The organism is Paenibacillus sp. NRS-1782 (assembly GCF_050467685.1).
Lineage (GTDB): Bacteria > Bacillota > Bacilli > Paenibacillales > Paenibacillaceae > Paenibacillus > Paenibacillus terrae_A.
Genome location: NZ_JBITPH010000040.1, coordinates 18,461 through 43,000 on the forward strand (window position 1 = coordinate 18,461; position 24,540 = coordinate 43,000).

General features: G+C 46.5%; 24 protein-coding genes, 1 other RNA gene and 1 pseudogene. 15 read left to right on the forward strand and 11 right to left on the reverse strand.

Translation table 11 applies throughout. The annotated features are described in order from the left end of the window. Positions 1 to 26: 26 nt before the first annotated feature. The 7 genes from ACIFQM_RS14800 to ACIFQM_RS14830 all read left to right on the forward strand — a co-directional run bounded on the left by ACIFQM_RS14800 (position 27) and on the right by ACIFQM_RS14830 (position 7,964). Entirely contained in the window at positions 27 to 1,487 is a 1,461-nt protein-coding gene (locus ACIFQM_RS14800) for a CapA family protein (protein WP_430065731.1), read from the forward strand. Positions 1,488 to 1,561: 74 nt separating this feature from the next. Then, on the forward strand, positions 1,562 to 2,335 hold the full coding sequence (locus ACIFQM_RS14805; protein ID WP_430065733.1) for a glycerophosphodiester phosphodiesterase: 774 nt from the start codon (positions 1,562 to 1,564) through the stop codon (positions 2,333 to 2,335). A gap of 34 nt (positions 2,336 to 2,369) precedes the next feature. Continuing rightward, positions 2,370 to 2,993, forward strand: a complete 624-nt coding sequence (locus ACIFQM_RS14810; RefSeq protein WP_430040563.1) for a fumarylacetoacetate hydrolase family protein — start codon at positions 2,370 to 2,372, stop codon at positions 2,991 to 2,993. Positions 2,994 to 3,207: 214 nt separating this feature from the next. Beyond that, on the forward strand, positions 3,208 to 4,014 hold the full coding sequence (locus ACIFQM_RS14815; protein WP_430040562.1) for a DUF92 domain-containing protein: 807 nt from the start codon (positions 3,208 to 3,210) through the stop codon (positions 4,012 to 4,014). 17 nt (positions 4,015 to 4,031) lie between these two features. Next, positions 4,032 to 4,616 (forward strand): TetR/AcrR family transcriptional regulator, encoded by a 585-nt coding sequence (locus ACIFQM_RS14820; protein ID WP_430040560.1) that lies wholly within the window; start codon positions 4,032 to 4,034, stop codon positions 4,614 to 4,616. Positions 4,617 to 4,736: 120 nt separating this feature from the next. Then, positions 4,737 to 6,683, forward strand: coding sequence for an ABC-F family ATP-binding cassette domain-containing protein (locus ACIFQM_RS14825; RefSeq protein ID WP_430040558.1), 1,947 nt, complete (start codon positions 4,737 to 4,739; stop codon positions 6,681 to 6,683). A 291-nt stretch (positions 6,684 to 6,974) separates the two neighbouring features. Then, positions 6,975 to 7,964, forward strand: a complete 990-nt coding sequence (locus ACIFQM_RS14830) for an aldo/keto reductase family protein (RefSeq protein WP_430040556.1) — start codon at positions 6,975 to 6,977, stop codon at positions 7,962 to 7,964. 20 nt (positions 7,965 to 7,984) lie between these two features. On the opposite strand, the gene ACIFQM_RS14835 is transcribed toward ACIFQM_RS14830, so the two are convergent. From ACIFQM_RS14835 to ACIFQM_RS14860, 6 genes are all read right to left on the reverse strand, one after another. Next, complete coding sequence (locus ACIFQM_RS14835; protein ID WP_430040554.1) at positions 7,985 to 8,884, reverse strand: LysR substrate-binding domain-containing protein; 900 nt, start codon at positions 8,882 to 8,884, stop codon at positions 7,985 to 7,987. Between the two features lie 72 nt (positions 8,885 to 8,956). Beyond that, a complete protein-coding gene (locus ACIFQM_RS14840) occupies positions 8,957 to 9,994 on the reverse strand; it encodes a M42 family metallopeptidase (protein ID WP_430040552.1) in 1,038 nt (345 codons plus the stop codon). A gap of 14 nt (positions 9,995 to 10,008) precedes the next feature. Continuing rightward, entirely contained in the window at positions 10,009 to 10,431 is a 423-nt protein-coding gene (locus tag ACIFQM_RS14845; RefSeq protein WP_430040550.1) for a LapA family protein, read from the reverse strand. A 56-nt stretch (positions 10,432 to 10,487) separates the two neighbouring features. Further along, complete coding sequence (gene pepF / locus ACIFQM_RS14850) at positions 10,488 to 12,284, reverse strand: oligoendopeptidase F (protein WP_430040627.1); 1,797 nt, start codon at positions 12,282 to 12,284, stop codon at positions 10,488 to 10,490. Between the two features lie 199 nt (positions 12,285 to 12,483). Then, on the reverse strand, positions 12,484 to 12,672 hold the full coding sequence (locus ACIFQM_RS14855) for a hypothetical protein (RefSeq protein ID WP_025686450.1): 189 nt from the start codon (positions 12,670 to 12,672) through the stop codon (positions 12,484 to 12,486). Between the two features lie 7 nt (positions 12,673 to 12,679). Further along, on the reverse strand, positions 12,680 to 12,913 hold the full coding sequence (locus tag ACIFQM_RS14860; protein ID WP_044646374.1) for a hypothetical protein: 234 nt from the start codon (positions 12,911 to 12,913) through the stop codon (positions 12,680 to 12,682). 173 nt (positions 12,914 to 13,086) lie between these two features. Here ACIFQM_RS14860 and ACIFQM_RS14865 point away from each other — a divergent pair, with 173 nt between their 5' ends. The 4 genes from ACIFQM_RS14865 (at position 13,087) to ACIFQM_RS14880 (ending at position 16,206) form a co-directional block, all read left to right on the forward strand. After that, positions 13,087 to 13,284, forward strand: coding sequence for a cold shock domain-containing protein (locus tag ACIFQM_RS14865; RefSeq protein WP_010348936.1), 198 nt, complete (start codon positions 13,087 to 13,089; stop codon positions 13,282 to 13,284). A 525-nt stretch (positions 13,285 to 13,809) separates the two neighbouring features. After that, on the forward strand, positions 13,810 to 14,889 hold the full coding sequence (locus ACIFQM_RS14870) for a tetraprenyl-beta-curcumene synthase family protein (protein ID WP_430040547.1): 1,080 nt from the start codon (positions 13,810 to 13,812) through the stop codon (positions 14,887 to 14,889). A 23-nt stretch (positions 14,890 to 14,912) separates the two neighbouring features. Further along, complete coding sequence (pfkA, locus tag ACIFQM_RS14875; protein ID WP_283655472.1) at positions 14,913 to 15,884, forward strand: 6-phosphofructokinase; 972 nt, start codon at positions 14,913 to 14,915, stop codon at positions 15,882 to 15,884. Between the two features lie 118 nt (positions 15,885 to 16,002). Next, positions 16,003 to 16,206 carry a DUF3906 family protein gene (locus ACIFQM_RS14880; protein ID WP_014280850.1) on the forward strand — a complete coding sequence of 68 codons (204 nt, stop codon included), beginning with the start codon at positions 16,003 to 16,005 and terminating at the stop codon, positions 16,204 to 16,206. A 12-nt stretch (positions 16,207 to 16,218) separates the two neighbouring features. Here ACIFQM_RS14880 and ACIFQM_RS14885 read toward each other — a convergent pair whose 3' ends face one another. The 4 genes and pseudogenes from ACIFQM_RS14885 to ACIFQM_RS14900 all read right to left on the reverse strand — a co-directional run bounded on the left by ACIFQM_RS14885 (position 16,219) and on the right by ACIFQM_RS14900 (position 20,124). Further along, a complete protein-coding gene (locus ACIFQM_RS14885; RefSeq protein WP_430040626.1) occupies positions 16,219 to 17,589 on the reverse strand; it encodes an MATE family efflux transporter in 1,371 nt (456 codons plus the stop codon). Between the two features lie 194 nt (positions 17,590 to 17,783). Then, a pseudogene (locus tag ACIFQM_RS14890) lies at positions 17,784 to 18,758 on the reverse strand (putative glycoside hydrolase); the annotation flags it as partial. A gap of 183 nt (positions 18,759 to 18,941) precedes the next feature. Then, positions 18,942 to 19,130, reverse strand: coding sequence for a hypothetical protein (locus tag ACIFQM_RS14895; protein WP_430040544.1), 189 nt, complete (start codon positions 19,128 to 19,130; stop codon positions 18,942 to 18,944). Between the two features lie 172 nt (positions 19,131 to 19,302). Beyond that, on the reverse strand, positions 19,303 to 20,124 hold the full coding sequence (locus ACIFQM_RS14900) for a YitT family protein (protein WP_430040542.1): 822 nt from the start codon (positions 20,122 to 20,124) through the stop codon (positions 19,303 to 19,305). 324 nt (positions 20,125 to 20,448) lie between these two features. Between ACIFQM_RS14900 and ACIFQM_RS14905 the strand changes: the two genes are divergently transcribed. The 4 genes from ACIFQM_RS14905 to ACIFQM_RS14920 all read left to right on the forward strand — a co-directional run bounded on the left by ACIFQM_RS14905 (position 20,449) and on the right by ACIFQM_RS14920 (position 23,875). Next, entirely contained in the window at positions 20,449 to 22,038 is a 1,590-nt protein-coding gene (locus ACIFQM_RS14905) for a DEAD/DEAH box helicase (RefSeq protein ID WP_430040540.1), read from the forward strand. A gap of 217 nt (positions 22,039 to 22,255) precedes the next feature. Continuing rightward, entirely contained in the window at positions 22,256 to 23,023 is a 768-nt protein-coding gene (locus ACIFQM_RS14910; RefSeq protein ID WP_430040538.1) for a YesL family protein, read from the forward strand. A 52-nt stretch (positions 23,024 to 23,075) separates the two neighbouring features. Continuing rightward, positions 23,076 to 23,269, forward strand: a non-coding RNA gene (gene ssrS / locus ACIFQM_RS14915) — 6S RNA. A 213-nt stretch (positions 23,270 to 23,482) separates the two neighbouring features. Further along, the gene (locus ACIFQM_RS14920; protein ID WP_430040536.1) at positions 23,483 to 23,875 is read left to right on the forward strand and encodes a DUF1499 domain-containing protein; all 393 of its coding nucleotides are present in this window, start codon (positions 23,483 to 23,485) and stop codon (positions 23,873 to 23,875) included. 102 nt (positions 23,876 to 23,977) lie between these two features. Here the strand turns inward: ACIFQM_RS14920 and tpx are convergent, their stop codons facing one another. Beyond that, entirely contained in the window at positions 23,978 to 24,496 is a 519-nt protein-coding gene (gene tpx, locus ACIFQM_RS14925) for a thiol peroxidase (RefSeq protein ID WP_430040534.1), read from the reverse strand. Between the last annotated feature and the right edge of the window lie 44 nt (positions 24,497 to 24,540).

The window sequence follows — 24,540 nt, forward strand, 5'->3', positions numbered from 1 at the left end:
ATGCAACAGCATAGAAGGAGTGAAGAATGTACCCTCCCAGATCACAGAAAAATGAAGGTCGAAAGAAAGCAAGGAAGCGAAAAATAGGCAAGGCCTGGATCATTACGAATCTTGTCCTGCTGCTTATGATCGTAGGTCTTTTTGGATATTATTACATATTTGAACACAGGGAGAGTAGCTCTCTTGCGGAAAACGCCGGACTATTGCAACAGGATAACAAGGCCAAAACGGATTCTGCGGGTGGAGGACAGTCTTCTAGCCCGATAAGAGAGAACATTACTGCTGTTTCAAATGAACAAATGAACGATAGCTCCAATGGAGACGAGCAAGCTGCTGACGATAAAACGGAGCCTTCTTCGGATACTGCTACAGATACAGACAGTCGCCCGGTGACAACGTCTGACACGACTGCTCCCGAAGGCAACTCGTCACAATCAGGAGTATCTTCAGAGAACGCCGGGCAATCACCGGACAGCGGGAATTCTACTGACCCCAACGAATCGGAGCTGGGAAAGAACGTGGCATCGGATGGAACAGCTTCACCGACAGTCACGCTCCATTTTGTAGGGGATGTGCAGTTTTCCGGTAAGGTTGAGCAGCGGTTGGAAAAGAACGGATTTGATTTTCCATATCAATATCTTGGAAATCTGTTTCGCAAGGACGATCTGACGATAGCCAATCTGGAAACGCCGGTTACAACCGGGGGCGTGGGTGCGCTGAATAAAACGTATGTGTATAAATCTTCTCCCAAGGCGTTGACTGCGTTGGCTGCGGCAGGAATAGACGCTGTAAATTTGGCCAACAATCATATTTTGGATCAGGGCACAGACGGATTACTGGATACGCTGAAATATTTGAAAGAAAATGATATAGCGTATACCGGAGCCGGGCGTAATGCAAAAGAAGCGTATGCTCCGCACTATTTTGAACGTAAAGGGTTTAAAATTGCGTTGTTGGGAGCTACACGGGTTATGCCCGAGGCCAACTGGAATGCAGGCGCCAAACAGCCCGGTGTTGCAGGAGCCTACGATTCGACCGCGATCGTGAAGTCGATTCGTGAGGCGCGCAAGCAGGCTGATTTGGTTATTATCATTGCCCATTGGGGCAAGGAGCGCGTGACTGTATTGGAGCCTCATCAAACCGAGCTATCGCATGCTTTTATTGATGCAGGGGCAGATCTCGTCATTGGAGGTCACCCGCACGTGCTACAGGGGATGGAGCAGTATAAAGGCAAATGGATTGCATACAGCACAGGCAATTTTATTTTTTCTAAATCTACAGTACCAGCCACCTGGGATACAGCGATATTTCAGGCAACCTGTACCCGGGCCGGGGCTTGCAGCATGAAGCTGACTCCTTACCGGGCAGAGCTGGGTCAACCAGTTCCAATGAAGGATGCGGAGGCCAGCAAAATTTTACAAGAAGTAGCGGCGATGTCACCGGCTAATATTTCTGTAGGCGCAGACGGTACAGTAAGCGCCCGATAGTTGTTGAAGGAAATCTTTTACACGAGGCTGGTCTGTATTGAGGCTACCACTTGTGGATGGAGGTCATAACCGGAATGGATCATTTGTGCGTGGCTCACCGTGGTTTTTCGGGAATTGCTCCCGAGAACACGTTGGCGGCATTTAAGCTTGCGATCGATCAGCTGTTTGTTCGCTGGATTGAGCTGGATGTACAACTGTCGAAGGACGGCGTTCCGGTGGTCATCCATGATTTCACGTTGGAGCGCACGACTAACGGCACAGGTCGAGTGAAGGATACGGACTGGAAAGAGCTGAAACGTCTGGATGCTGGTGGCTGGAAAAGCGCGGAATATCAAGGAGAAAGGATTCCTACTCTCGCACAAGTGCTGGATCTGTGTCGTGGCCGCGTATCGCTCAATATTGAGCTAAAAACCGCAGGGGATATGTATCCGGGGCTGGAGAAGGCGGTACTCCGTGAAATTGTGGCGCGGGATATGGAGAATGAAGTGGTATTGACCTCTTTTGAGCGTTCCGCTTTACGTCGGGCCAAAGAGCTGACGCCAGGTATCCGTACCGGGCTGATTATTGATGCTCGTCCGGATGATCTGGCAAAGCAGTTGGAAGGGCTGCAATGCTCTTTTCTATCCATGGGCTACCCGCGTTTGGATCGAAAGCTGATGAAAGACTTGACCGGACGCGGTATCACAGTCATGGCGTGGACGGTGGATGATCGTAGCATCATGCGAAGATTGGCCTCATTACATCCTGAATTGATGATTTGTACCAATTGGCCAGATCGCTGGGCGCAGGTTTTTTTGCATTCCAAACACCGGATGTGGCACTATATACGTAATCTATTTATAAAATAATTGGACTATATACGCGGGAAGGGTGATGGTCGTAATGAACGTGGAAATTCGTAATGTCTACTGTGTCGGGCGCAATTATAAGCTGCATGCCGAGGAACTGGGAAATGAGGTTCCTACAGAACCGATGATTTTTTTAAAGCCTTCCCATGCGGTAGTACCGCTGGATGGAGCAACATTGGAGCTGCCTAAAGATCAAGGAGACATTCATTATGAGACAGAGCTGATTGTGGCGGTAGGCCGTAATTACGAACCGGGTATGTCTGCGGAAACGATTCTGAGTGCATTTGCCTTTGGTATTGATTTTACCCTGCGTGATGTACAAAGCGTTCTCAAGAAAAAGGGTCACCCCTGGACGGCGGCTAAAGGGTTCAAATCTTCTGCTCCCGTTACACCGTTCTTGCCTTTAGAGAAACTGGACTCGCTGGAGCAGCAGGATTTTTCATTGCTCAAAAATGGACAGGAAGTACAGCGCGGCCATATCAAGGATATGATTTTTTCCATTAAGCATATCATTGATTACATAGGGAATCATTATGGACTGGGTGAGGGCGATATTATTTTTACAGGCACTCCGGCAGGTGTAGGGCCTATAACGAGTGGAGATCGTTTCGAGCTATTTTGGGGAACTGACCGTCAAGGAAGCTGCACAATCGGTTAAGCTGATGCGTGTGATTGCATCAATTAAGTTGGTTAAAAAGGGAGTTCTCTTGGTAGTTGGGCAGTATGGAAGGATTTCCGCAGGCAAGAATGTAAGGGCCGTGTCCTGTGCCATAGCATGGGACGCGGCTTTTATATAAGTGTAGAGCGTTGTACAATAAATTACGAACTGAACAATGAAAAACGAGAGATTCATTGCAAAGTGGGGGTATATCATGGATTGGATCATCGGATTGCTTGGCGCTACTATAGTGGCGGGGGCTGCTTTTTATAAAAAATCCTTAACCTTATCGGGCTTTGCGGCGGCTGTGCTGATGGGAACCGTGTATTATGGTGCAGGTAACCTGTTTTGGTTCGGGACCTTGCTCCTGTTCTTCATTACATCGACCTTGCTGTCGAGGTTTAAAAAGGAGCGCAAGGCAGAGCTTGAAAAATCGTATGCCAAAACCGGAAATCGGGATGCTGGTCAGGTATGGGCCAACGGGGGATTAGGTATGCTGTTATGCCTGTGCTATGCAATCTGGCCTCATGTTGCCTGGCAGTTGGCTTTTGTTGGCGTCATGGCTACAGTCACGTCGGATACGTGGGCAACGGAATTTGGCAGCCTGAGCCGCAAGCCGCCTCGCTCGATACTGAATGGCAAGGTGCTGGCACCCGGAACCTCGGGAGGTGTATCTGTTCTGGGGACAGCTGCGGCCTTGGCTGGGGGAGTTCTGATTGGAATAGGCGCCTGGGGCTTTGGATACGCCATAGGAATGCCAGGCTTGCCGCTATGGCTGTGGGCACTGATCGGGGGAATATCTGGTAGTGCAGGGGCCTTTGCCGACTCCTATCTTGGTGCTACGGTACAAATGATGCGTTCCTGCACGGTTTGCGGCCGGGAAGTAGAGGTAGACTCGCATTGTGGACAACCGACGGTCTATGTGCGGGGCTGGCGTTGGATGAGCAATGATCGAGTGAATAGCATCAGTTCGATTTTCGGGGGGCTGGTCGCTCTGGCAGGCATTCTGTTTATACTCTAGTACAGGGAGGCGCGAAGATGGGCGGTATACATGGAGATAAATATGAGGCCATTTTGGACGCCGCTTACACAGTCTTCGGCACCAAAGGCTTTTATGAAAGCAGGATTTCCGAGATTGCAGAACAGGCGGGTGTCGCCAAAGGTACGGTATATTTGTACTTCAAAAGCAAGGAACAGCTGTTTACAGCGGTCACGCGCAGAGATTGCGAGCAATACCTGGCTGAGATGGAGGGCGCATTGGCTAACCGCGCTTTGGAGGAGGGGCTGCTGCGAATGGCAAATCTGCACTTGCATTACTACTACAAGCGCAAGCAGCATACCAAACTGTTTTTTATGACCCCGAACAATGACCCTGATTTAATGGAGTTTATGCGCGGATTCATTCAGGATTATACCGATATGGTCAAAAACAAGCTGGCGTCAGAGGGTGTGCAGCAGCCTGAGCTTCATGCGAAGGCATTCATTGGCATGATGGAGCGCCTGAAAATGGACATTTTACTGGATAAAGATTATCGTGAATACGATGTGGATCAGACGGCTGAATTTGCGGCTAACTTGTTTATGCACGGCTGTAAAGCCGGGAGCGGAATACGCAGACTGTGATATTGTAAAGCCAGAAACCGTACTGACTTCGTTCAGATCACGGTTTTTTTAATCATTGGGTGTGACTGTGTTAAAATAAACAAGATGCATCACAAAATAGGGGAAGAGCAGGGAATCCGTATGAATATTATGACCGTTGAACATATAACGAAAAGCTATGGCGAAAAAATGCTGTTTGAGGATGCTTCCTTTGGCATGGATGAACGTGACAAAATAGGGGTCGTTGGTGTGAATGGCACTGGTAAATCAACGTTTTTACGCGTGATTTCCGGCTTAGAGCCACCGGATGATGGCAATATTGCGGTCAACAACGGTGTACGCATTCAATATTTGGCGCAAAATCCCGAGTTTGACCCCGAGGTGAAGGTACTCCAGCACATTTTCCACGGCACCCAGCCTGAAATGAAGGCCGTGCGCGAATATACGGAAACGATGGAGATGCTGGAGCTGAATCCGGGCAGCGAGGAGCTTCAAAACCGCCTGTTGAAGGCAAGCCAGCAAATGGATACGCTCCAGGCATGGCAGCTGGAGAGTGAGGCCAAAAACATACTGACCCGGCTGGGTATCACGCAGTTTGAGGCACGTATGGGCGTGCTTTCTGGTGGACAGCGTAAACGTGTTGCTTTGGCAGCGGCTTTGATCCAGCCCTGTGAGCTGCTCATTCTGGACGAGCCTACGAACCATATTGATAATGACTCGGTGGAATGGCTGGAGCAGTATTTGCAGAAAAGACGCGGCGCGTTGCTGATGATTACGCATGATCGCTATTTTCTGGATAGAGTAGCAACTGTCATGCTAGAGCTGGATCATGGTCGACTTTTCCGATATGAAGCTAACTATACCCGTTTTCTGGAGCTAAAGGCGGAACGCGAGGAACGGGAAGCGTCATCGGAGCAGAAACGGCAAAACCTGTTGCGCAATGAACTAGCCTGGATTCGCCGGGGGGCAAAAGCCCGTTCGACCAAGCAGAAAGCGCGTATTGAACGATTTGAGCAGCTTAAGGATCAACAACCGGAAGCCCGTTCCGGGTCTGTAGACATGTCGGTAGCCTCCACGCGCTTGGGTAAAAAAATACTGGAGCTGGAGCATCTGTCCAAATCGGTAGATTCCCGAAAGCTGATACAGGATTTGAGCTATATCGCTGTGCCCGGTGACCGGGTCGGGATTGTGGGTCCCAATGGTAGCGGAAAATCGACTCTGCTCCAAATGATTGCACAGCGCGTAGAACCGGATTCAGGCAGTGTAATCGTGGGACCGACCGTAAAGCTCGGTTATTTTACCCAGGAGCATCAGGAAATGAACGAATCGCTGCGTGTTATCGAGTATATTAAGGAAGAAGCAGAAGTCATCCGGACAGCAGATGGCTCGGCTATTACAGCCGCACAAATGCTGGAGCGGTTTCTGTTTGCGCCAAGCGCGCAATGGACGGTCATTTCCCGGTTGTCAGGGGGCGAGAAACGGCGCTTGTACCTGCTGCGTGTGCTGATGTCCGCACCGAATGTACTGTTACTGGATGAACCAACGAATGATCTGGATATTCAGACTCTATCCGTGCTGGAGGACTATCTGGATGAATTTCCGGGTGTTGTTTTTATCGTTTCCCATGACCGGTATTTCCTGGACCGCACGATAGACAAGGTACTGGCATTCGAAGGAGAAGGACAGGTACGTGTGCATGTGGGCGATTACAGCGAGTATGCAGAATGGATCAGTAAAAATGCTCAATCCGCTTCGAATCCGCCTGTCCCAGCGGGGACTTCTTTTGCTCAGTCTTCCACGTCTAAGTCTGCGGATGCTTCGGATTCAGTTAAGGAGACAAGCAAAACCAGGCTTAAATTCACCTTTAAGGAACAGCGGGAATATGAGCAAATTGACGAATTGATCGAACAGGCTGAGGAGAAGTTGGCTAGCATCCAGCGACAGATGGAAGAGTCTTTCAATGATTCCGCACGACTACAAGAACTTATGGCTGAGCAAACAAAGGCCGAACAGCATTTGGAGCATCAAATGGAGCGCTGGACCTATCTGAACGAGCTGGCCGAGCAAATTGAACAAAGCAAATCTTAAAATACGAAACAAGTATATTGCGTGAATCGTTTTTCCGTCGTTACTTAAACAAGCAAGTCTCCGTTAAGCGCTGGAGACTTGCTTTTTCGTATTTATTCCAGTACATCGGTCGTGGAATTGTTGTGGAAATAACTCATGTCCTGACTTGGAAACTCGAAGCTACCTATCATTATGCAAATGTATGAATGAACTTATTAATATGTTTTTCATATTAATAAGTAGATTATTATATATTTCTAATATTAAAATTTGCTTGCTATAATCAAATTTATATGGAAGGAGGCATTCAAAATGGAATATCGTAAACTTGGAAAAAGCGGCTTGAGGGTAAGCGAGATAGCATTGGGGAACTGGATAACCCACGGTGCACAAGTGGATGACACCACAGCGAAAGCATGTGTCTATGCTGCATTAGATTCAGGAATCACCACGTTTGATACTGCTGATGTTTATTCAGATACGATGGCGGAAACGGTTTTAGGTCATTCTTTAAAGGGAATACGACGTGAAAGTATTGAACTATGCACAAAGGTTTTTCATCCAACAGGTACCGGACAGAATGATAAAGGGCTATCCCGCAAGCATATTATGGAGGCCTGCCATTCTTCCCTTCGACGCTTGCAGACGGATTATATTGATGTTTATTATGCACATCGTTTTGATCCAACCGTATCGCTTGAAGAGACATTTTTGGCATTATCCGACTTGGTTCGTCAGGGGAAGATTTTGTATGTAGGGGTGAGCGAGTGGACAGCAGACCAGATAAAGCAAGGAGCGGATTTAGCGAGAGAACTAAAGGTCCCCTTCGTGGCAAGTCAACCCCAATATTCCATGCTATGGCGTATCATTGAAGCTGAAGTGATTCCCACTTGTGAGCAGGAAGGAATTGGACAGGTCGTTTGGTCACCTCTGGCACAGGGTATTCTTTCTGGCAAATATGCAGTAGACAAGCCGCTTCCCGAGGGTTCACGTGCTTCTACGACAGCAGGTTCACCATTTTTCGAACGCTTGGCCGGGCAATGGTTACGTAAAGAGGTCCTTCAGGCAGTGGAGCAGATCCGGCCAATTGCACAGGAAAATGGTTTGACGCTACCACAGCTTGCAGTAGCGTGGGTTTTACAAAACCCGCAAGTGTCCTCAGCTATTATCGGTGCTTCCAAGCCAGAGCAGGTGAAGGAGAATGTAAAAGCTGCGGGTGTCCGTCTCGATGGGGAGGTTATGAGACAAATTGACAGTATTTTAAACAGCGTTGTTGAACGTGATCCGAGTAAAACGGGTTAAGATTGCGTGCTGATGGGTGTTTACATGTCTAATGGCTTACTACAAGCTGTTTCTTCAACCACCTCCAAAAAACGAGTCAGAGGAGCGTCCTTCGCATCTGTTTTCCATGCAGCGTAAAGTGGGACGGACGGAGAATCTTCGTGAAAAGAACGGAATACGACATCACTACGTTGGAAAACAGAAACGGAAGAGGGAACAATGGAGATGCCTATACCAGCAGCTACCAAGTTAACGATTGTATACATTTGAACGGCTTCCTGTACGATTTGGGGCTGGAAGCCGTGTTGTCTGCAAAAGTCTAATATGAGGTCATGAAAAGACGCTCCCATATGAGGTGGAGACAGGATAAAAGATTCTTCCGCTAAAGAACGTAAAGACAAGGTTGGGTGGTGGGCTAGCGGATGTGTTGCGGGAAGTACGGCAATGAGTGATTCGTTGCTGTAGAGCTGAGAGGTGATATGTATAGATGGATCTGCCCAGCGCAGGAAGCCCACATGAACTTTGCCTTCGTGTATAGCTTTCAGTTGTTGGGCAGATGTCATTTCAAACAACGTAAGCTTCACGTCTGGAAAACGCTCCCGGAATTTCTTTAAGGCGTTAACCATCAGACCGCCAGATGCCGAATCAACAAAAGCGATGGATAAATGTCCGAATTTCCCCTGACTTGCAAGCTGTGTCATTTTAATGGATTTTTCCAATTGAGAAACCATGTTTCTGGATTCCTCTAAAAAGATGGCTCCTGCGGACGTAAGTCGAACTTGCCTTTTGGTTCGTTCCAAAAGTTTCACGCCAAGCTCTTCCTCAAGGCTTTGGATTTGTTGGCTCAAGGGGGGCTGAGTGATATTCAGTTTTTTTGCAGCACGATTAAAATGTAGTTCTTCTGCCACTGCGATAAAGTAACGTAGTTTCTTCAGATACATAGTTGTGATTTCCTTTCGCCAAGCCTTTGCCGACCTATTCTCAGTGGAACAGGCCGGTCGTCATCATTCGGATTAAACCGTCACATAAGCGGCGAGCAGACGAGCAGTGTTCACTACAGCCTGCTTGTGCGTACGCTCCATCGCATGGGAGGCGTGTACGCCAGGGCCGATCAGCGCAGCACGGATATTGTTGCCTGCTTTCAGCGCAGCCGAAGCGTCAGAACCATAGTGCGGATAAATATCAACCGCATACGGGATATTCAGCTCCTTGGCCAGCTGAATCAGACGAGTCGTCATGTCATAATCATAAGGCCCGGAGGAATCCTTGGCACAAATGGATACATCCGTCTCCTTGCAGCTCAGATCCTCGCCTATGCAACCCATATCGACGGCAATCATTTCGCTGATTCCTTCGGGGATGTAAGCAGCTCCGTGACCGACTTCCTCGTAGTTGGAAATGAGCAGCTTAACGGTATGACGGGGCTTCCAGTTTTCGCGTGTAGCGGCTTCCAATACACCAAACAGCGCAGCCACGCTGGCTTTATCATCCAGATGCCGCGACTTGATAAAGCCGCTGGGTGTCACGACCGGACGGGCGTCGAACGAAATAAAATCGCCTACCGCAATGCCGAGCTGAAGCACATCCTCTTTGGATTCGACAAGCTCGTCGATCCGCACCTCCATATGGCTTTCCTTGCGTTCAAAGCTACGTGCATCATCATAGACATGCACAGACGGATGGCTCGACAGAAGCGTGCCTGTATATGTTTGTCCGCTTCTGGTATGAATCAGGCAGTATTCGTTTTCGATGCTGTTCATCATGAAGCCGCCGACAGATGTCAGCCGCAAGGTACCATGACTGGTCATTGAGCGTACCATCGCACCCAATGTATCCACATGCGCGCTCAGCGCAACTGTACGGTCTGTCTGCTGGCCCTCTAGGGTCAAGATGGCACCGCCCTTGGCGTTCCATTCTAAGGGCACCCCAAGGCTTGCGGCTTCTGTACGGATCAGTTCCATCACATGATGCGTGTAGCCGCTGGGACTGGGGGTGTTCAATAGTTGATTCAGGAAGGTCATGATATAATTTTCGTTCAGATGAATCGTCATGTTGTTGCTCCTCCTCATTTGGACAACCGGTCAAGGTCAGAGGACGTTTGCTCTGTATCCTTGTCAGATGTAGACACCGCACTGGACGAACCAGACGTATTATAGACGGTATCTGCATATGCTTCCACAGCGGGTGTGTGTTCTTCTTGCAGTGTATGAAGCTGGGTGGTCAGACGTTTGATTTCTCTCTGAAGCTTATATTGACGGAAAATACCGAAGGAACCGACGATAAGCCCTCCAAGAAGAGTGCAGCCGAGAATAAGTAAAATCAAAGGAACGTTGACCGTACGAAATAGTAGATTTACTTGGACCGATTTCACGTTAATGACAGCGAATACACCCGTTAACAAAGCGATAACAAGAGCTGCGATCAAAGACCATTGTGTTTTCAAAATGCCACCACCTTCCGCTACATTATAAAATCCCTTGCCCGTCATGGACAAGGGATTTATCCGTGCATCGTTTCAATGCCGGATTTTAATCGTGTATGGTTTTACTTTCCAGCGGTCAGCTTTTCCATTTCCGTAATAACTTCCTCGAATACGCTCATCGCTTCGCGAATCGGTTGCGGAGAGGACATATCCACGCCGGCCTTCTTCAAAATATTAATCGAATAATCGCTACCGCCGCTCTTCAGGAATCCTAAATAACGGTCAACGGCTGGCTGTCCTTCTTCCAGAATCTGTTTCGAGAAGCTGGTTGCCGCAGAGAAGCCGGTAGCATATTTGTAGACATAAAAGCTGTTATAAAAATGGGGGATACGCGCCCATTCCATTTCAATATCTTTGTCTACCTTCATGCCAGGGCCGTGATATTTCACATTCAGATCATAATAAATCTCTGAAAGAAGCTGCGGTGTAAGGGACTCTCCCTGTTCTGCTCGCTCATGTACGATTTTCTCAAACTCCGCAAACATCGTTTGACGGAATACCGTTGTGCGGAATTGGTCCGCATAGTAGGTAAGAAGGTACATTTTCTCTTTTGGATCGGTAGACTTTTTCAGCAAGTAGTCCATCAGTAACGCTTCATTCGTTGTCGATGCTACTTCAGCCAGGAAAATGGTATACTGGGCATCCCGATACTTCAACGCATTATCCGAGTAATACGAATGCAGTGCGTGGCCCATCTCATGGGCGAGCGTAAACATGCTGTTCAGGTTATCTTTATGGTTCAGCAGCACATAAGGGTGAGTGCCGTAAGCACCCCAGCTGTATGCGCCTGTACGTTTATTTTCATTTTCGTACACATCAATCCAGCGATCATCGTAGCCTTTTTGCAACGAAGCCAGGTAGTCCTTGCCCAGCGGCTTTAGACCTTCCTTCGTTTGCTTTTTAGCTTCTTCATACGAAATATCAAGCTTGTATTCGTCCACCAGCGGAGCGAACAGGTCATACATATGAAGCTCATCCACGCCCAGCAGCTTTTTGCGCAGCTTGATATAACGATGCAACAAAGGCAAGCTCTCGTGAATGGTATCAATCAGATTGGTGTACACTTTCTTCGGAATATTATCGCCATAGAGTGACATTTCCAGTACAGAAGGGTATTTACGAACATTAGAATAAAAAACATTCTTGTTCACATTGGCACTCAGTGTGGAAGCAATCGTATTTTTATTTTTGGCATACGTATCATAGACCGCTTTAAAAGCACGCTCACGTACTTCGCGGTGCGGGCTCTCAAGAAATTGAATATAGCTGCCATGTGTCAGCTCAGCCTCTTTGCCGTTTTCATCCTTGATTTTGGGGAATTTCATATCGGCATTGTTCAGCATACCGAAAATAGTTTGCGGTGCTTGAGCCAGGTTACCAACCTGTGCGAGAAGGGCTTCTTCCGACTTACCCAAAATATGCGCTTTCTCCCGTTTCATTTCTTGGAGCGTAAAGCGATAATCTGCCAACTTCGGATCATCAATTAATGCATCGAGCTGATTGTCAGGCAGCGCCAAAATTTCAGGTGTCACGAAGGACAGGGCTTCACTAACCTCAACGCCTAATTTTTTGGCTTTTTGTGAAAGGCCCTGATATGTAGGTTCAGCCGTATCCTCGTCATGATGTAGATGCGCGTATACGTATACGCGCTCGGTTTTGAGCGATAGTTCATCTTCCAGCTTAAAGCAATTGACAATCACTTCGGCTGAATTCAGCTTGCCCTGGAATTGTGTAGCCTTTTTGGCTAGTTGTTTAACTTCTTCGTACTCTTGATCCCATGCTTTGCGGTCTGGAAACAGATCTTCAAGCTTCCAGGTATTCTCCGCAGGCGCATCTGCGCGTTTTACGATTTCACTCATGGAGAGCCTCCTCTGATCGAACGAAATGTGGGGTGGGGCTGCGGCGGTAAGGGACGGCTGCCAAAATGAAGAAACCGCCACGCTGACCGTGAGCAGCAGAGCAAGAGGTTTTGTGGCATGCATGTAACGGCATATCCTCCTTATACCATGGCTTGTTATGCCATAGTATGACCTCCTGCGCCCAAAAGTATAATTTTCTTTACCTTGGGTCGGAACCTATATTTAATAAGCTGTATACAATAAGATAAAAGGCAAAGCAAACCATGATTACGGCAGTGAGGGCCATCCACTTTTTGAGAGGAGCCGGTAACGTATCACGTTTCATGATCAGCACTCCGCCCAGCGTAAAGGCCAGAATAATGAAGATGAGAAAGCTATTGGATACCATGAATGCGCTATACCTGTTTGAAAGCGTTCATGATCTGCTGCCACTCTTCCTCGTTATCTTGAAAGGACTGCTTGGGAAACCGATTTTGAGCCCAATGCATCAGTGCCGGACGGCTCAAAAACGTGTGGGCTTCTTCGCCCCAGTCATCGGATATTTCCCGTAAAACGATGTAACGGCCCTGCACCTCGACAGTCATCATGTTCCAATTGTCTTTTTTGTATATTTCGTGTTTTTTCATCATATGCATGTCTCCGATTTTAAAGATGTTTTGGTTCATGATACCGCAGTTTCCGCCGCAAAAGCAAATCATTCCAGCCTGCAAAAGCCCTCAAAACATCAATTGCATTGTGAAAAAGCATGAAGTATAATATGGATATTCGCCATATATGGCGGTATTTTTAGGAGGTTGTTCACTTGAAAGGTACAGTAAAATGGTTTAACGCAGAAAAAGGTTATGGCTTCATCCAAGTGGATGGTGGCGAGGACGTATTCGTACATTTCTCCGCAATCCAGGGCGACGGCTTCAAGACTTTGGAAGAAGGTCAAGCGGTTGAATTCGAAATCACTGAAGGTAACCGTGGACCCCAAGCAGCTAACGTAAATAAACTGTAAGTGTAACTGAATAGTAAGAAATGTTCCGCTCATGCGGATGTCTTATATATTACGGTTAAACGATGAATTTAGAGCGCAGTTCCTTGTAATTTAAGGGACTGCGCTTTTTTGCAAAAAAAAGTTTATGATATGAGAAAGCTGAGCTGGAATAGGGTATTATACCGTAATGAAAACAGAAGAGTGCTGTCTCCTCCAGTGCAATTGCGTTGATGAATTTGATTAACGGATACGGGATATTGGAACTGGGATGCCTTTCAAGGCTTAAAGCCAGTAGAGGATGAGGGATAGGCAGGGCTTTTAACCTATTTTGAAATAAAAATTTTATCAGGGTAAATTTTGTTTAATTTCAATTTTTGTGTATGTGGTCATGACAGGTATAAAGATTTTTTTTGAAAATGGCTCATTTTTCTTAAATATTAAAGAAAAAGTGAGGTTGTTCATTTGTGCTAAAAGGACGATCATATTATAATGAGTATGGTTTGGATAGGTATAATTACGTAGACAACAATGTGGAGGCACCGTCATTTGAGTTATGTTGAGCAAGGACGTTATCAAGTTCCGAGAGGCCCCATAGGTCTAATGAGCCGAATGTACAAGCACATTCTCCCCGAAACGAAGCAGGAATTGGGAAATTGGAAACACAAGGCTAAACAGATTCCGGATCCCGAGCTGAGAAGTCAGGCACTTGCAAGCATAGCGGAAAAGACGTTTCACTGTGTAGGCGGGGCGGTTTATGCCGCAGGGAATATGTCTGCCCGGCAGACGTTAATTCCGCTTATTGTGGCGTACCAGACGATTAGCGATTATCTGGACAACCTGTGTGATCGCAGCACGTCCATGGACCCGGATGATTTCAGGCTGTTGCATCAGTCTATGCTAGATGCGATCAACCCAGCAGCCAAGCCAGTGAATTATTACGCTTTGCGTCGTGAGCAGGAGGATGGCGGTTATTTGACCGGGCTGGTGACAACCTGTCAGTCTTGTGTAAGCAGGCTTCCGGGGTATGAGGCGGCAATGCCTTACGTTCAGGATCTGGCGGGATTATACACGGATTTGCAAGTTTACAAGCATATTAAACCCGAATTGCGCGAACAAGCGCTATTGGATTGGTGGTCGGTTCATAAGGGCCGTACACCGGAGCTGCGCTGGAACGAATTTGCTGCGGCTACCGGTTCAACCCTGGGGGTCTTTATGCTGTTTCTTGCTGCCAGCGACCGGCATCTCACGGATGCGGGGGCTGCCTCAATACATGCATCGTATTTTCCACATGTGTGCAGTCTTCATATTTTGCTGGATTATCTAATCGATCAAGACGAAGACCGGAAGGGCGGAGATCTTAACTTCTGCAATTACTATGAAGATACCGACATGATGCTGGACCGGATCGCCTACGTTGTGAATCGGGCGCGGGTTGATATTGCAGATGTCCCTGCCAGCTCCTTTCACCGGATGATTATCGAGGGATTGCTGGCGTTATATTTATCCGACCCCAAAGTTAGCGAGCAGCAGGAAGTGCGCGCGGTTTCGAAACGTTTAATGAAAAACAGTCCGCTTATGCGTTTGTTTTTCTTATTAAACAGTCGATGGATAAGAAGGCTTTTATGAACATTTTGAGGAGGTCATAAATCATGACAGCAGTTAAGAAAATCGCAGTATTAACGAGTGGTGGAGATTCACAGGGGATGAACGCCGCAGTTCGCGCCGTTGTGCGCAGCGGCTTGTATTTTGGACTTGAAGTATTCGGGGTTCAGCGCGGATATCAGGGCCTGCTGAATGATGATATTTTCCCGATGGATTTGAGAAGTGTCGGAGATATTATCCAACGTGGGGGTACTGTACTTCAATCTGCAAGATGCAAGGAATTTACGACTGAAGAAGGGCAGAAAAAAGGCGCACAAATTTTGCGTAACCGTGGAATTGATGGCGTAGTCGTGATCGGTGGCGACGGTTCCTATCAAGGGGCTAACAAACTGACCAAGCAAGGAATTAAAACAATGTGTCTTCCAGGTACGATTGACAATGACATTTCCTTCACTGACTATACGATCGGTTTTGATACGGCGGTTAGTATCGTAGTGGACGCCATCAACAAGCTACGTGATACCATGTCATCGCACGAGCGTTCTTCTATCGTAGAAGTTATGGGACGTCATTGCGGCGATATTGCTTTGCATGCAGGTCTGGCTTCCGGTGCGGAAACGATTTTGGTACCCGAGGTAGAGTTTGACCTGAATGAAGTATCTGATCGGATGAAGCAAAACTTTAAGCACGGCAAACGCCACAGTATCATTATCGTTGCTGAAGGCGCAGGCAAAGGTGAAACCGTAGCACAGGTAATCCAGGAAAACTGTCCGGATTATGAGCCGCGTGTAACGGTGCTTGGACACATTCAACGTGGAGGCACACCAACCGCATTTGACCGTAATCTGGCAAGCCGTTTGGGTGACTTTGCTGTTCGTCAATTGATTGAGGGTATATCGGACAAGGCTTGCGGAACGATTGATGGCAAGCTGGTAGCCACTGATATTGACAAGGTCGTAAATACGAAAAAAGAATTCAACATGGAGCTTTACGAGCTGGCTTTGCGGTTGTCCCAGTAATGAATAGCCGTTTTATGTAACAAATTGGTTCACATCTAGGAATTCTTAAACTCATGCGGATGACCCCTGTCATCCGCTTATTTTTTAACATTTAAAGCAGATCTGGAGGAAATAAACCATGTATTTGTTCAAAATCGAAGTAGACAGCTCGGAAGGAGCCTTAACTGTTATTCTCGTTGCGGAAAATGAGGAGCAGGCATTTCAGGCTGTGGATCAGCATGTGGAGAGACATTTTCTGTATCCTCCGAAACTGAACGAAGTCGCTATTGTGGAGAAAAAAAGAATAACTTCGGGTACTGCCTATGTCATGGAGACACGCTGATACACGCAAAGGCTAAACAGCCTCTGCGTGTCGTTTTTTTTCAGTAAAACGTCGTTGTACAGCCAGCAGGCGGAGGAGAAGTGCCACTGCTCCCGCGGCCAAACCTGTAATCAAGCCAATCCAGTAGCCGTAGGGACCAAATGATGTCCAACGTGCGATAATATATCCTATAGGAAGTCCGATAACCCAATAGGCCAGAAACGTAATCAGAAAGGCCGAATTGACATCCTTATATCCACGCAGTGCTCCTTGAGTAGGTGTAGCTATAGCGTCGGATATTTGAAAGAAAATCGCATAGAGCAGGAAATGTTGCGTTAGCAGAATAACCTGTGGATCGGTGGAGTACAGCTGCGCTACTTGTTCGCTCCAGATCACAAGCACAACAGCCGTGATCAATGACAGACCAATTGCACAGCTGATCCCCATTACGCTGTATATTTTTGCATCCCGCGATCGTCCTGCCCCTGCCTCATACCCCACTAGAATCGTGAGCGCCATACAAATACTGAGTGGAATCATATACAGCGTTGTCGCAAAGTTCATAGCGGCCTGATGAGCCGCAATTGTAGGCGTATTATAACTGCTCATGAAGAGGGTAACAGCTGCGAAGACAGCGGTCTCGAAAAAGATCGCAAAGCCGATGGGTACGCCGATCTTGATAAGCTCTTTCCAAGCGCTAGCAGCGATGCCGTATATCTTGCTGAAAACCCCATATTCGGCAAATATCCTTCCCCGATGTGCGATGATGCCAGTGACAAGCATAACAATCCAGTATGTGGCGGCAGTTGCTACTCCAGAGCCCACACCACCCAGACGGGGAAAACCCCAGTTTCCATAGATAAGTAAGTAATTCAACAAGACATTGATAGGCAACGACATCAGTGTGATGGTCATTGTAAACCGAGTTTGTCCTAGTGCATCCATAAAGCTCCGAAGGACCGTATAGGCAAAGAGCGGGGCAATGCCGAAGGCCATCGCACAAAGGTAGTACAAGGCCACGTTATGAACCCTCAACTCCAGATTCATTCCATGAAGAATGGGCTTAACGAGAAAAATACCTGCAATCAGAACAATCATAGATAGAGTGAGTGAGAGCCACAGCGCCTGAATGACATAGTAAGAAACCTTGTCCTTGCGCTGTGCTCCAACCAACTGCGATACAATAGGGGTGATGGCCATAAGTATTCCGTTGAGACCTGTTTGCACGGGTACCCACAGACTCACTCCGATGGCCACACCAGCCAAATCGGCAGAAGAAAAGTGTCCTGACATATTAGTATCAAAAAAAGTCATCGCAGATAGTGCAAGCTGTGTTACCAGAATAGGGAGCAAAATGTTAAAAAGCTGCTTCCATTTCTGACTGTTAGTTAGAGTCAAATGCATTTTCATGTCCTCACTTACTTGGAGTTATCAAACGTATATATCATAACATGTCAAGTATTTATTGTAAGGGATGCGGCAGCATTTGAACAGCAACAAAAAAGACTGCACCCATAATGAACGAATGGGGCAGCCTTGGAAATCTCTAAATGATTTAGTGTATTCCTTAAAAGTAATATAAGACCGGGATACATGGATTATTTGTACGTTACTCCGCTCGTATAGCGATTTGTAGCATTCCAGAGTAAATATTCATCCACTTTCATGTCCTTGAGCGCTCGAATTTGTTCCTCGACCTGGGTTTTACCATATTTGGCATAATGACCGCTTCCCAACCAACTTGCGGTAAAACCCTGAATCCATGGACGAATGATCGGTTTCAGCTTACCTGTCGGGTCAAGCTTTTTGTGCGTATCCGCCATCGAACCCTTAATGGTCTGGTACGGATTTTTGTCAGGGTCCTTTACACCAAACCAGCCTGTTGTATAGTGACTTGGATAGATAATAGGAGAAATGACATCCACGTTTTCGGAAATTTTGGCGAAATCCTGTCCGATTCCTTCCGCAGCGGGAACGGATGCGACATACCCGAAAATATCTACGGATACCCTCACACCCAGTGGAGCAAGCTCTTTATGGGCATATTGCACAAACTCAGCGACTGCTTCTACACGTGATTGACTGGATTTGGTATATTTCAGCTTGTCGGCTCTTTTCTCAAAGCCTTCAGGGAAACGTACATAATCAAACTGAATTTCCTTGAAGCCCAGCTTTGCTGCCTCCCTGGCAATAGCAATATTATAATCCCAAACCTCTTTATTGTAGGGATTAACGAAGCCATCACCCTTGCCGTTTTTCCAGACAGAGCCGTCAGGATTACGGAAGGACATGTCGGGATTCTTGTTGGCTAATACTGTATCTTTAAATACAACAATACGGGCAATCGGGTAAACGTTATGCTTTTTCAATCGCTCCATCAAACTGAAGATATCTCCAATAAATTTTTGCGGCTTACCCAATTTCAACAGCGCGGGATTGGTCGTTGGATAAGTGATGTAACCTGCATCATCCTTAATATCAATAACCATAGAATTGAGCTCTGTTTTGTCTAGCAGTTCAAGCAGCTCGGTCATACGCGAACCGCCTGCGCTATAAGCTGTGACATAAATGCCCTAACTCTCTTCCTTATGTATGTCGCTTTAACCAATACTGGAATCATCAGGCATAGTCTTACATGATTAACCCAACCCGTGTTTATTGAATCCGTAAAATGGCATAAATAAGGCCGCTTTCTTCGTGGTTGCGAATTACAACCGGAAGAAGCGGCACTTGGTGGAGAGATTTAATGGAGATACTTAATGAAGATACATATTGTCCTGATGCTCACAAATACTGTACTGAATAATTTCGAGCGCATCCGTGGGCTTGAGAATGGCCATCCCGTCCCGAAGTACAATCATCGAGTCCAGCTCATTCTTTTTGAGAAACGGGAGCATTTCTGGATACCATCTCAAGACAATGTCGGACAGTTTTACCGTTTCCATTTCCACAAAAATCACCCTTTCCTGCTCGGAATCATTCCATAAGAATCATTCGGTACGAATCGGAAAAGCAAATTGCCTGTGAAATAGCAGGTAAAGCTGGTCTTTATATAATATGGGAACAGCGCACGTATAGTGTACCACAGAAATGACATTTTGACACTTGGGTTCATGCTTATCTTCGGCGGAAAGAGCCCATGACTCCTACTGTTTCCACGATATTAACGAAAGCAGAGGGGTCCACTTGCTTAATAATGCGTTTCAGTTCTGCCAGCTCGTAGCGTGTTGTAACTGTCATCAGCATATCCTTTTCGGTATGAGAAAATGCACCTTCAATTTTAATTTTACTGACTCCACGTGGCGTCGTCAGCATTCGGCTGAGCAGTTTCTCGGTATGCCCAGTAATGATGTAAACGGTTATTTTGGTGTGACTCACATAAATCTGATCCAAAACCTTGCCGGTCACGAAAATGGATAACATGGACACAAGGGCAATATTCCAGTCCTGGTTCAAATATCCCGCTGCCAGAATAACCAGCCCATTCAAACCGACGAGCACAGTCCCTACAGGGAAATCACGGTAACGGGTGACGATGGAGCCGATAATGTCAAAACCGCCAGTAGACCCTCCCACCCGAAAGGAGATCCCTGCTCCAACGCCAATCAGCACTCCACCAAAAACGGAGGCAAGCAGCGGATCTTTAACGAGAGGTTGCACCGGAATCCAGGCCAAAATCCATGTTGTGGCGATAACAGACAAAATGCTCATACTAATAAATCGTTTGCCTAAAATAAACCAGCCAGCAATAAGCATTGGGATGTTCAGGACAAAGTACATCACACTGATATCGAATTTTGAAAAGTAGCCGATTAACATGGAAAGCCCTGCTACTCCACCGCTCAACAGGTGGTGGGGCACGAGAAACAGATTAAAACCGCTTGCTATAGCAGCGGCTCCCAAAATGACAACAAAACAGTTTAACACTATTCTTAACAACGTTTTTCACCTCATTTAATATATACGGAAAGCAACTTGCTGGTATTCATGAATTGTTTTGTGTTATAATGCGATGTGGATATTCTTGAGTAGGGACCTTCTGTCCAGAGAAACACTTAAAATTTAAACTGTTTTAAAAAGGATAAATTCGTTTAAGATGTATCGGATAAGGTTACCCGAGTTTATACAGAAAGATGCAGTTATAGGTCTAAATAAACTGTTACTGTATTGGGAAAACCTATACAATAATATCGCTACTTAAGAATACAGACAACATTGTGGATTGTCCACCACATCCACCATTATGAAGGAGTTTGAATAAATTTGACGACATTTGCAGAATTTAATCTTGAACCGAAAGTACTTGAGGCGATTACAGAGCTTGGTTTTGAAGAAGCGACGCCGATTCAATCCCAATCCATTCCTCTTGCGTTGCAAGGAAGAGATATGATTGGCCAAGCCCAAACAGGTACAGGTAAAACCGCAGCTTTTGGTATTCCGTTGATCAGCAAAATCTCTAAAAACGACGACAAAATCAGAGCGCTGATTATGGCTCCTACACGTGAGCTTGCCATTCAGGTAGCTGAAGAAATCGAAAAGCTGTCCCGTTTCAAAGGCCTTCGTACCCTGCCGATCTATGGCGGACAAGATATCGTGCGCCAGATTCGCGCTTTGAAAAAGAAACCTCAAATTATCATTGGTACACCAGGTCGCTTGCTCGACCATATTAACCGCAAAACCATCAAGCTGGAAGACGTGAACACCGTCGTTTTGGATGAAGCGGATGAAATGTTGGATATGGGCTTTATGGAAGATATCCAATCCATTCTGAAGCAGGTTCCAGACGAGCGTCAAACGATGCTTTTCTCGGCTACGATGCCTCCTAATATCAAAAGACTGGCTGAACAATTCCTTAAAAACCCTGAGCATGTTTCAGTTATCCCTAAACAAGTTAGTGCTCCACTGATTGATCAGGCCTACATTGAAGTTCCTGAACGTCAAAAATTCGAAGCTTTGAGCCGTTTGATCGACATGGAATCTCCAGAACTAGCTATCGTATTTGGTCGCACCAAGCGTCGGGTAGACGAGCTGGCTGAAGCTCTGCAAAAACGTGGATATTCTGCCGATGGTTTGCATGGTGACTTGTCTCAGAACCAACGTGATGCTGTAATGCGCAAATTCCGCGATGGAAGCATTGACGTGCTCGTAGCAACTGATGTAGCTGCCCGCGGTTTGGACGTTTCAGGTGTAACTCACGTTGTGAACTTTGACCTTCCACAAGATCCGGAAAGTTATGTTCACCGTATTGGACGTACTGGACGTGCTGGTAAAGAAGGGGAAGCATGGTCTTTCGTAACGCCTCGTGAAATTGATCATCTGCATTTCATTGAACGTGTAACTCGTCACCGTATTGCGCGTAAGCCGCTTCCAACCTTGGCTGAAGCTTTGGAAGGCAAACAACGCATCATCGCAGAACGTCTCCTGGAGGCTGTAGAAAGCGGTGAGCTGAACGAATACAAAGGTTTGGCTATTCAAATGCTGGAGCAGTATGACTCCGTACAACTTCTCTCCGCAGCTCTGAAGCTGATGACTGGCGAGAAGAGAGAAGCGTCTGTTGAACTGACTCCGGAAGATCCAATTCGTGCAAAACGTCGTAAACCGGATGTTCGTTCCGGCGGACGCAAGCCGTCTAACTACAGCGGACGTAGTAACGGTGGTTATAACTCCAACCGTACTGGCGGCAGTGGTAGTGGCAGCAAAGGCGGATATGGTGGCTACAACCGTGGCAGTAAAGAAGGCGGTAGCTACAACCGTGATTCCGCGAGCCGCAATAGCGGAGATCGCAGACCACGTCCAAGCAGTAGCGGAGAAACTCGTCGTCCTGCAAGACGCGAAGATTCCTCTTCTGAATAAGATTTGAAATAACAGGAAAGCCGAAGTGATTCTCGCTTCGGTTTTTTGTTATATGATCAAAAAGTATAAAATTCTTAGCAATCTGCATCGACGGCTGAAGTATTGATTTCACTGGCGTATTGGGGATGAAATACGGTATGATATAGTCACAGCCGGAATACAGGCACAGCAACATGAGCCGTGGAACTGCCAAGGCTTGCGGAGGGAGAGATTAACGTTGGAGTTTAAAGGAGCTATGGGTGGTATTTATCGCCTGACTGAATGGATTACCAGACTGGCGGCTACCAATTTGTTATGGGTGTTATGCTCGTCGCCTTTTATGTTCTGTCTCATACTCAAACTACTTGTGATGAATCAGAACTTGGTTAATGAATCTTTACAAATGAATTGGGCGATGGCTGTTTTGGCACCGCTTACTTTATTCCCGGCTACAACGGCCATGTTTAGCGTCGTTCGTAAATGGGTAATGGGCGATACGGATTCAAGTGTGTTTCGTACCTTTTTTAAAGGATACAAGGAAAACTACAAGCAGAGCCTGATCGGAGGCATCTTTTACACGCTGCTGTTTGTCATTATGTATGTGGATTATACCGTGTATATGACACAACTCAGCAATTTGCAAATTGTAGGCATTATCATGCTTATTCTCATCATTATTTTGCTCGTATCCATGTTTAACTTTTTCTCGATGGTTGCTCATTATCATATGTCCATCGGACAACTGATCAAAAATGCGGTCTTGCTGACGCTCATTCGACCGTTCCGTGTATTTTCTACCATGCTCGGCAGCGCGGTTGTTATCTTTATTGGGGTCAAATACCCTGTGCTGTTCTTGTTCTTCATTGGTAGTGTGGTAGCCTGGTTCGCTTTCTTTAATTTTTATGGAACGTTCCTCAAAATGCAGGATCAGATGGAAAAGATGAAACAGAAAGACGAAGAGGCAGCAAGCACGGAAGACAAAAAAAGTGATAACCTCCAAAAATAAAACAGATTTCTCCTAGCATTTACTTTCCAAGTGAGAAGCGCTATAATAAGGTCACATCCTGCGATGCACGTTACGGTCATTTGTTGTTTTGAACCAATGACAATGTCTAGGGAGATCAATACGGGTGGACAGCTGAAAAGCCCTGTCAATTCTGACAAGGGGACTTCAAAAGTTTGTCCTGCGGTCACCCACCTGCTAAAGCAGGTTCAGAAGACGCTATGGTCGGACGGCATCGGCGGGTACTCTATAATGTAATCAACACACCCTGATACTGCTCCGTGCAGAAACAGGGTGTTTTTTGTATGTAACAATGCTAAAATAAGAAATAAGGTACTCAATCGCATACCGCAGGTATGATCGGGTTTACTTTGTTGTTTTAACTTTTTTATAAAAGCGCTTGCAGCAAAGGGAAATCAATGTGCTGTATTCAGCAACGATTATCATGAAGGAGGAAATGTCTTGTCGTTGAAGAGGACTCTGGTAGGGATTGTGCGCAGCCAAGAAGGTACAAGCGACCGGGTCAAAGACCCCCAATTGAAGACGCGCTATTATAGCTTATCGAGAGACAAGGCCTGGGAGGAGGTATCGTCCGTTTTAAAAAAGATTCCTGGCTACAAGGTGTTGCATGAAGTACCATCCGTAGGTGAGATTACGCTTGAGAAGCGAACAGCATTCGGCAGAACGGTGGATATTACCGTTTCTATATTGTCCGTTTCGCCAGTTCGGAGCGCTGTGGATATTTATTCCGCTTCACGTGGATCGCTGGGGGACATGGGTGCAAATTATCGCATTATCTTGCAGTTGTTCGCTGTGATTGACAAGAAACTGTCCACTCATAAGGTTGTACAGTGATTGCAGACATGTGGGCAGCAAAGTGACAGATAACGTAAAAAAGCGAGGAAGGCAGCCCTTCACTCGCTTTTTTAATATTCGAATCAACGTAAGTGGCATGAATTAAACGAGCTTCTTCACCGCTGTAATCGCTTGCTCATAGTCAGGATGCTCAGACATTTCGCTCAAGTATTCTACATAAGCGATTTTATCGTTTTGATCAATAACGAAAATAGCGCGATGATCCAGGTGGAATTCCTTAATGAACACCCCATAGGCATCTCCAAAGGAATGGTCCTTGTAATCAGATAGTGTCAATACACGGTCAATGCCCGCAGCACCACACCAACGAGCTTGGGCGAACGGCAGATCCACGCTGACAGTCAGTATCACGACTTGATCCCCAAGAGAATCCGCTTCTTGATTAAAACGACGGGTTTGTGCGTCACACACGCCTGTATCAAGAGAAGGAACAACGCTGATTAGCTTGACTTTACCTGCAAAGTCTTGAAGCGTAGCAGCTTCCAGCAGATTTTTTTGCAATTTAAAATCAGGTGCCTGATCTCCAACTTTCAGTTCAGGACCCACGAGAGTCAAAGGATTGCCTTTAAAAGTAGCAACTTCTTTACGTTCTTGTGCCATATGTAATAGCCTCCTTGGTTTTTAGCATTGGTTATCGGTGCCGA

Bases quoted from the DNA above. Each gene is read 5' to 3' on its own strand.
- ACIFQM_RS14800 (WP_430065731.1), top strand. From the start codon at position 27: ATGTACCCTCCCAGATCACAGAAAAATGAAGGTCGAAAGAAAGCAAGG.
- ACIFQM_RS14805 (WP_430065733.1), top strand. From the start codon at position 1,562: ATGGATCATTTGTGCGTGGCTCACCGTGGTTTTTCGGGAATTGCTCCC.
- ACIFQM_RS14810 (WP_430040563.1), top strand. From the start codon at position 2,370: ATGAACGTGGAAATTCGTAATGTCTACTGTGTCGGGCGCAATTATAAG.
- ACIFQM_RS14815 (WP_430040562.1), top strand. From the start codon at position 3,208: ATGGATTGGATCATCGGATTGCTTGGCGCTACTATAGTGGCGGGGGCT.
- ACIFQM_RS14820 (WP_430040560.1), top strand. From the start codon at position 4,032: ATGGGCGGTATACATGGAGATAAATATGAGGCCATTTTGGACGCCGCT.
- ACIFQM_RS14825 (WP_430040558.1), top strand. From the start codon at position 4,737: ATGAATATTATGACCGTTGAACATATAACGAAAAGCTATGGCGAAAAA.
- ACIFQM_RS14830 (WP_430040556.1), top strand. From the start codon at position 6,975: ATGGAATATCGTAAACTTGGAAAAAGCGGCTTGAGGGTAAGCGAGATA.
- ACIFQM_RS14835 (WP_430040554.1), bottom strand. From the start codon at position 8,884: ATGTATCTGAAGAAACTACGTTACTTTATCGCAGTGGCAGAAGAACTA.
- ACIFQM_RS14840 (WP_430040552.1), bottom strand. From the start codon at position 9,994: ATGACGATTCATCTGAACGAAAATTATATCATGACCTTCCTGAATCAA.
- ACIFQM_RS14845 (WP_430040550.1), bottom strand. From the start codon at position 10,431: ATGACGGGCAAGGGATTTTATAATGTAGCGGAAGGTGGTGGCATTTTG.
- pepF (WP_430040627.1), bottom strand. From the start codon at position 12,284: ATGAGTGAAATCGTAAAACGCGCAGATGCGCCTGCGGAGAATACCTGG.
- ACIFQM_RS14855 (WP_025686450.1), bottom strand. From the start codon at position 12,672: ATGGTATCCAATAGCTTTCTCATCTTCATTATTCTGGCCTTTACGCTG.
- ACIFQM_RS14860 (WP_044646374.1), bottom strand. From the start codon at position 12,913: ATGATGAAAAAACACGAAATATACAAAAAAGACAATTGGAACATGATG.
- pfkA (WP_283655472.1), top strand. From the start codon at position 14,913: ATGACAGCAGTTAAGAAAATCGCAGTATTAACGAGTGGTGGAGATTCA.
- ACIFQM_RS14880 (WP_014280850.1), top strand. From the start codon at position 16,003: ATGTATTTGTTCAAAATCGAAGTAGACAGCTCGGAAGGAGCCTTAACT.
- ACIFQM_RS14885 (WP_430040626.1), bottom strand. From the start codon at position 17,589: ATGCATTTGACTCTAACTAACAGTCAGAAATGGAAGCAGCTTTTTAAC.
- ACIFQM_RS14895 (WP_430040544.1), bottom strand. From the start codon at position 19,130: ATGGAAACGGTAAAACTGTCCGACATTGTCTTGAGATGGTATCCAGAA.
- tpx (WP_430040534.1), bottom strand. From the start codon at position 24,496: ATGGCACAAGAACGTAAAGAAGTTGCTACTTTTAAAGGCAATCCTTTG.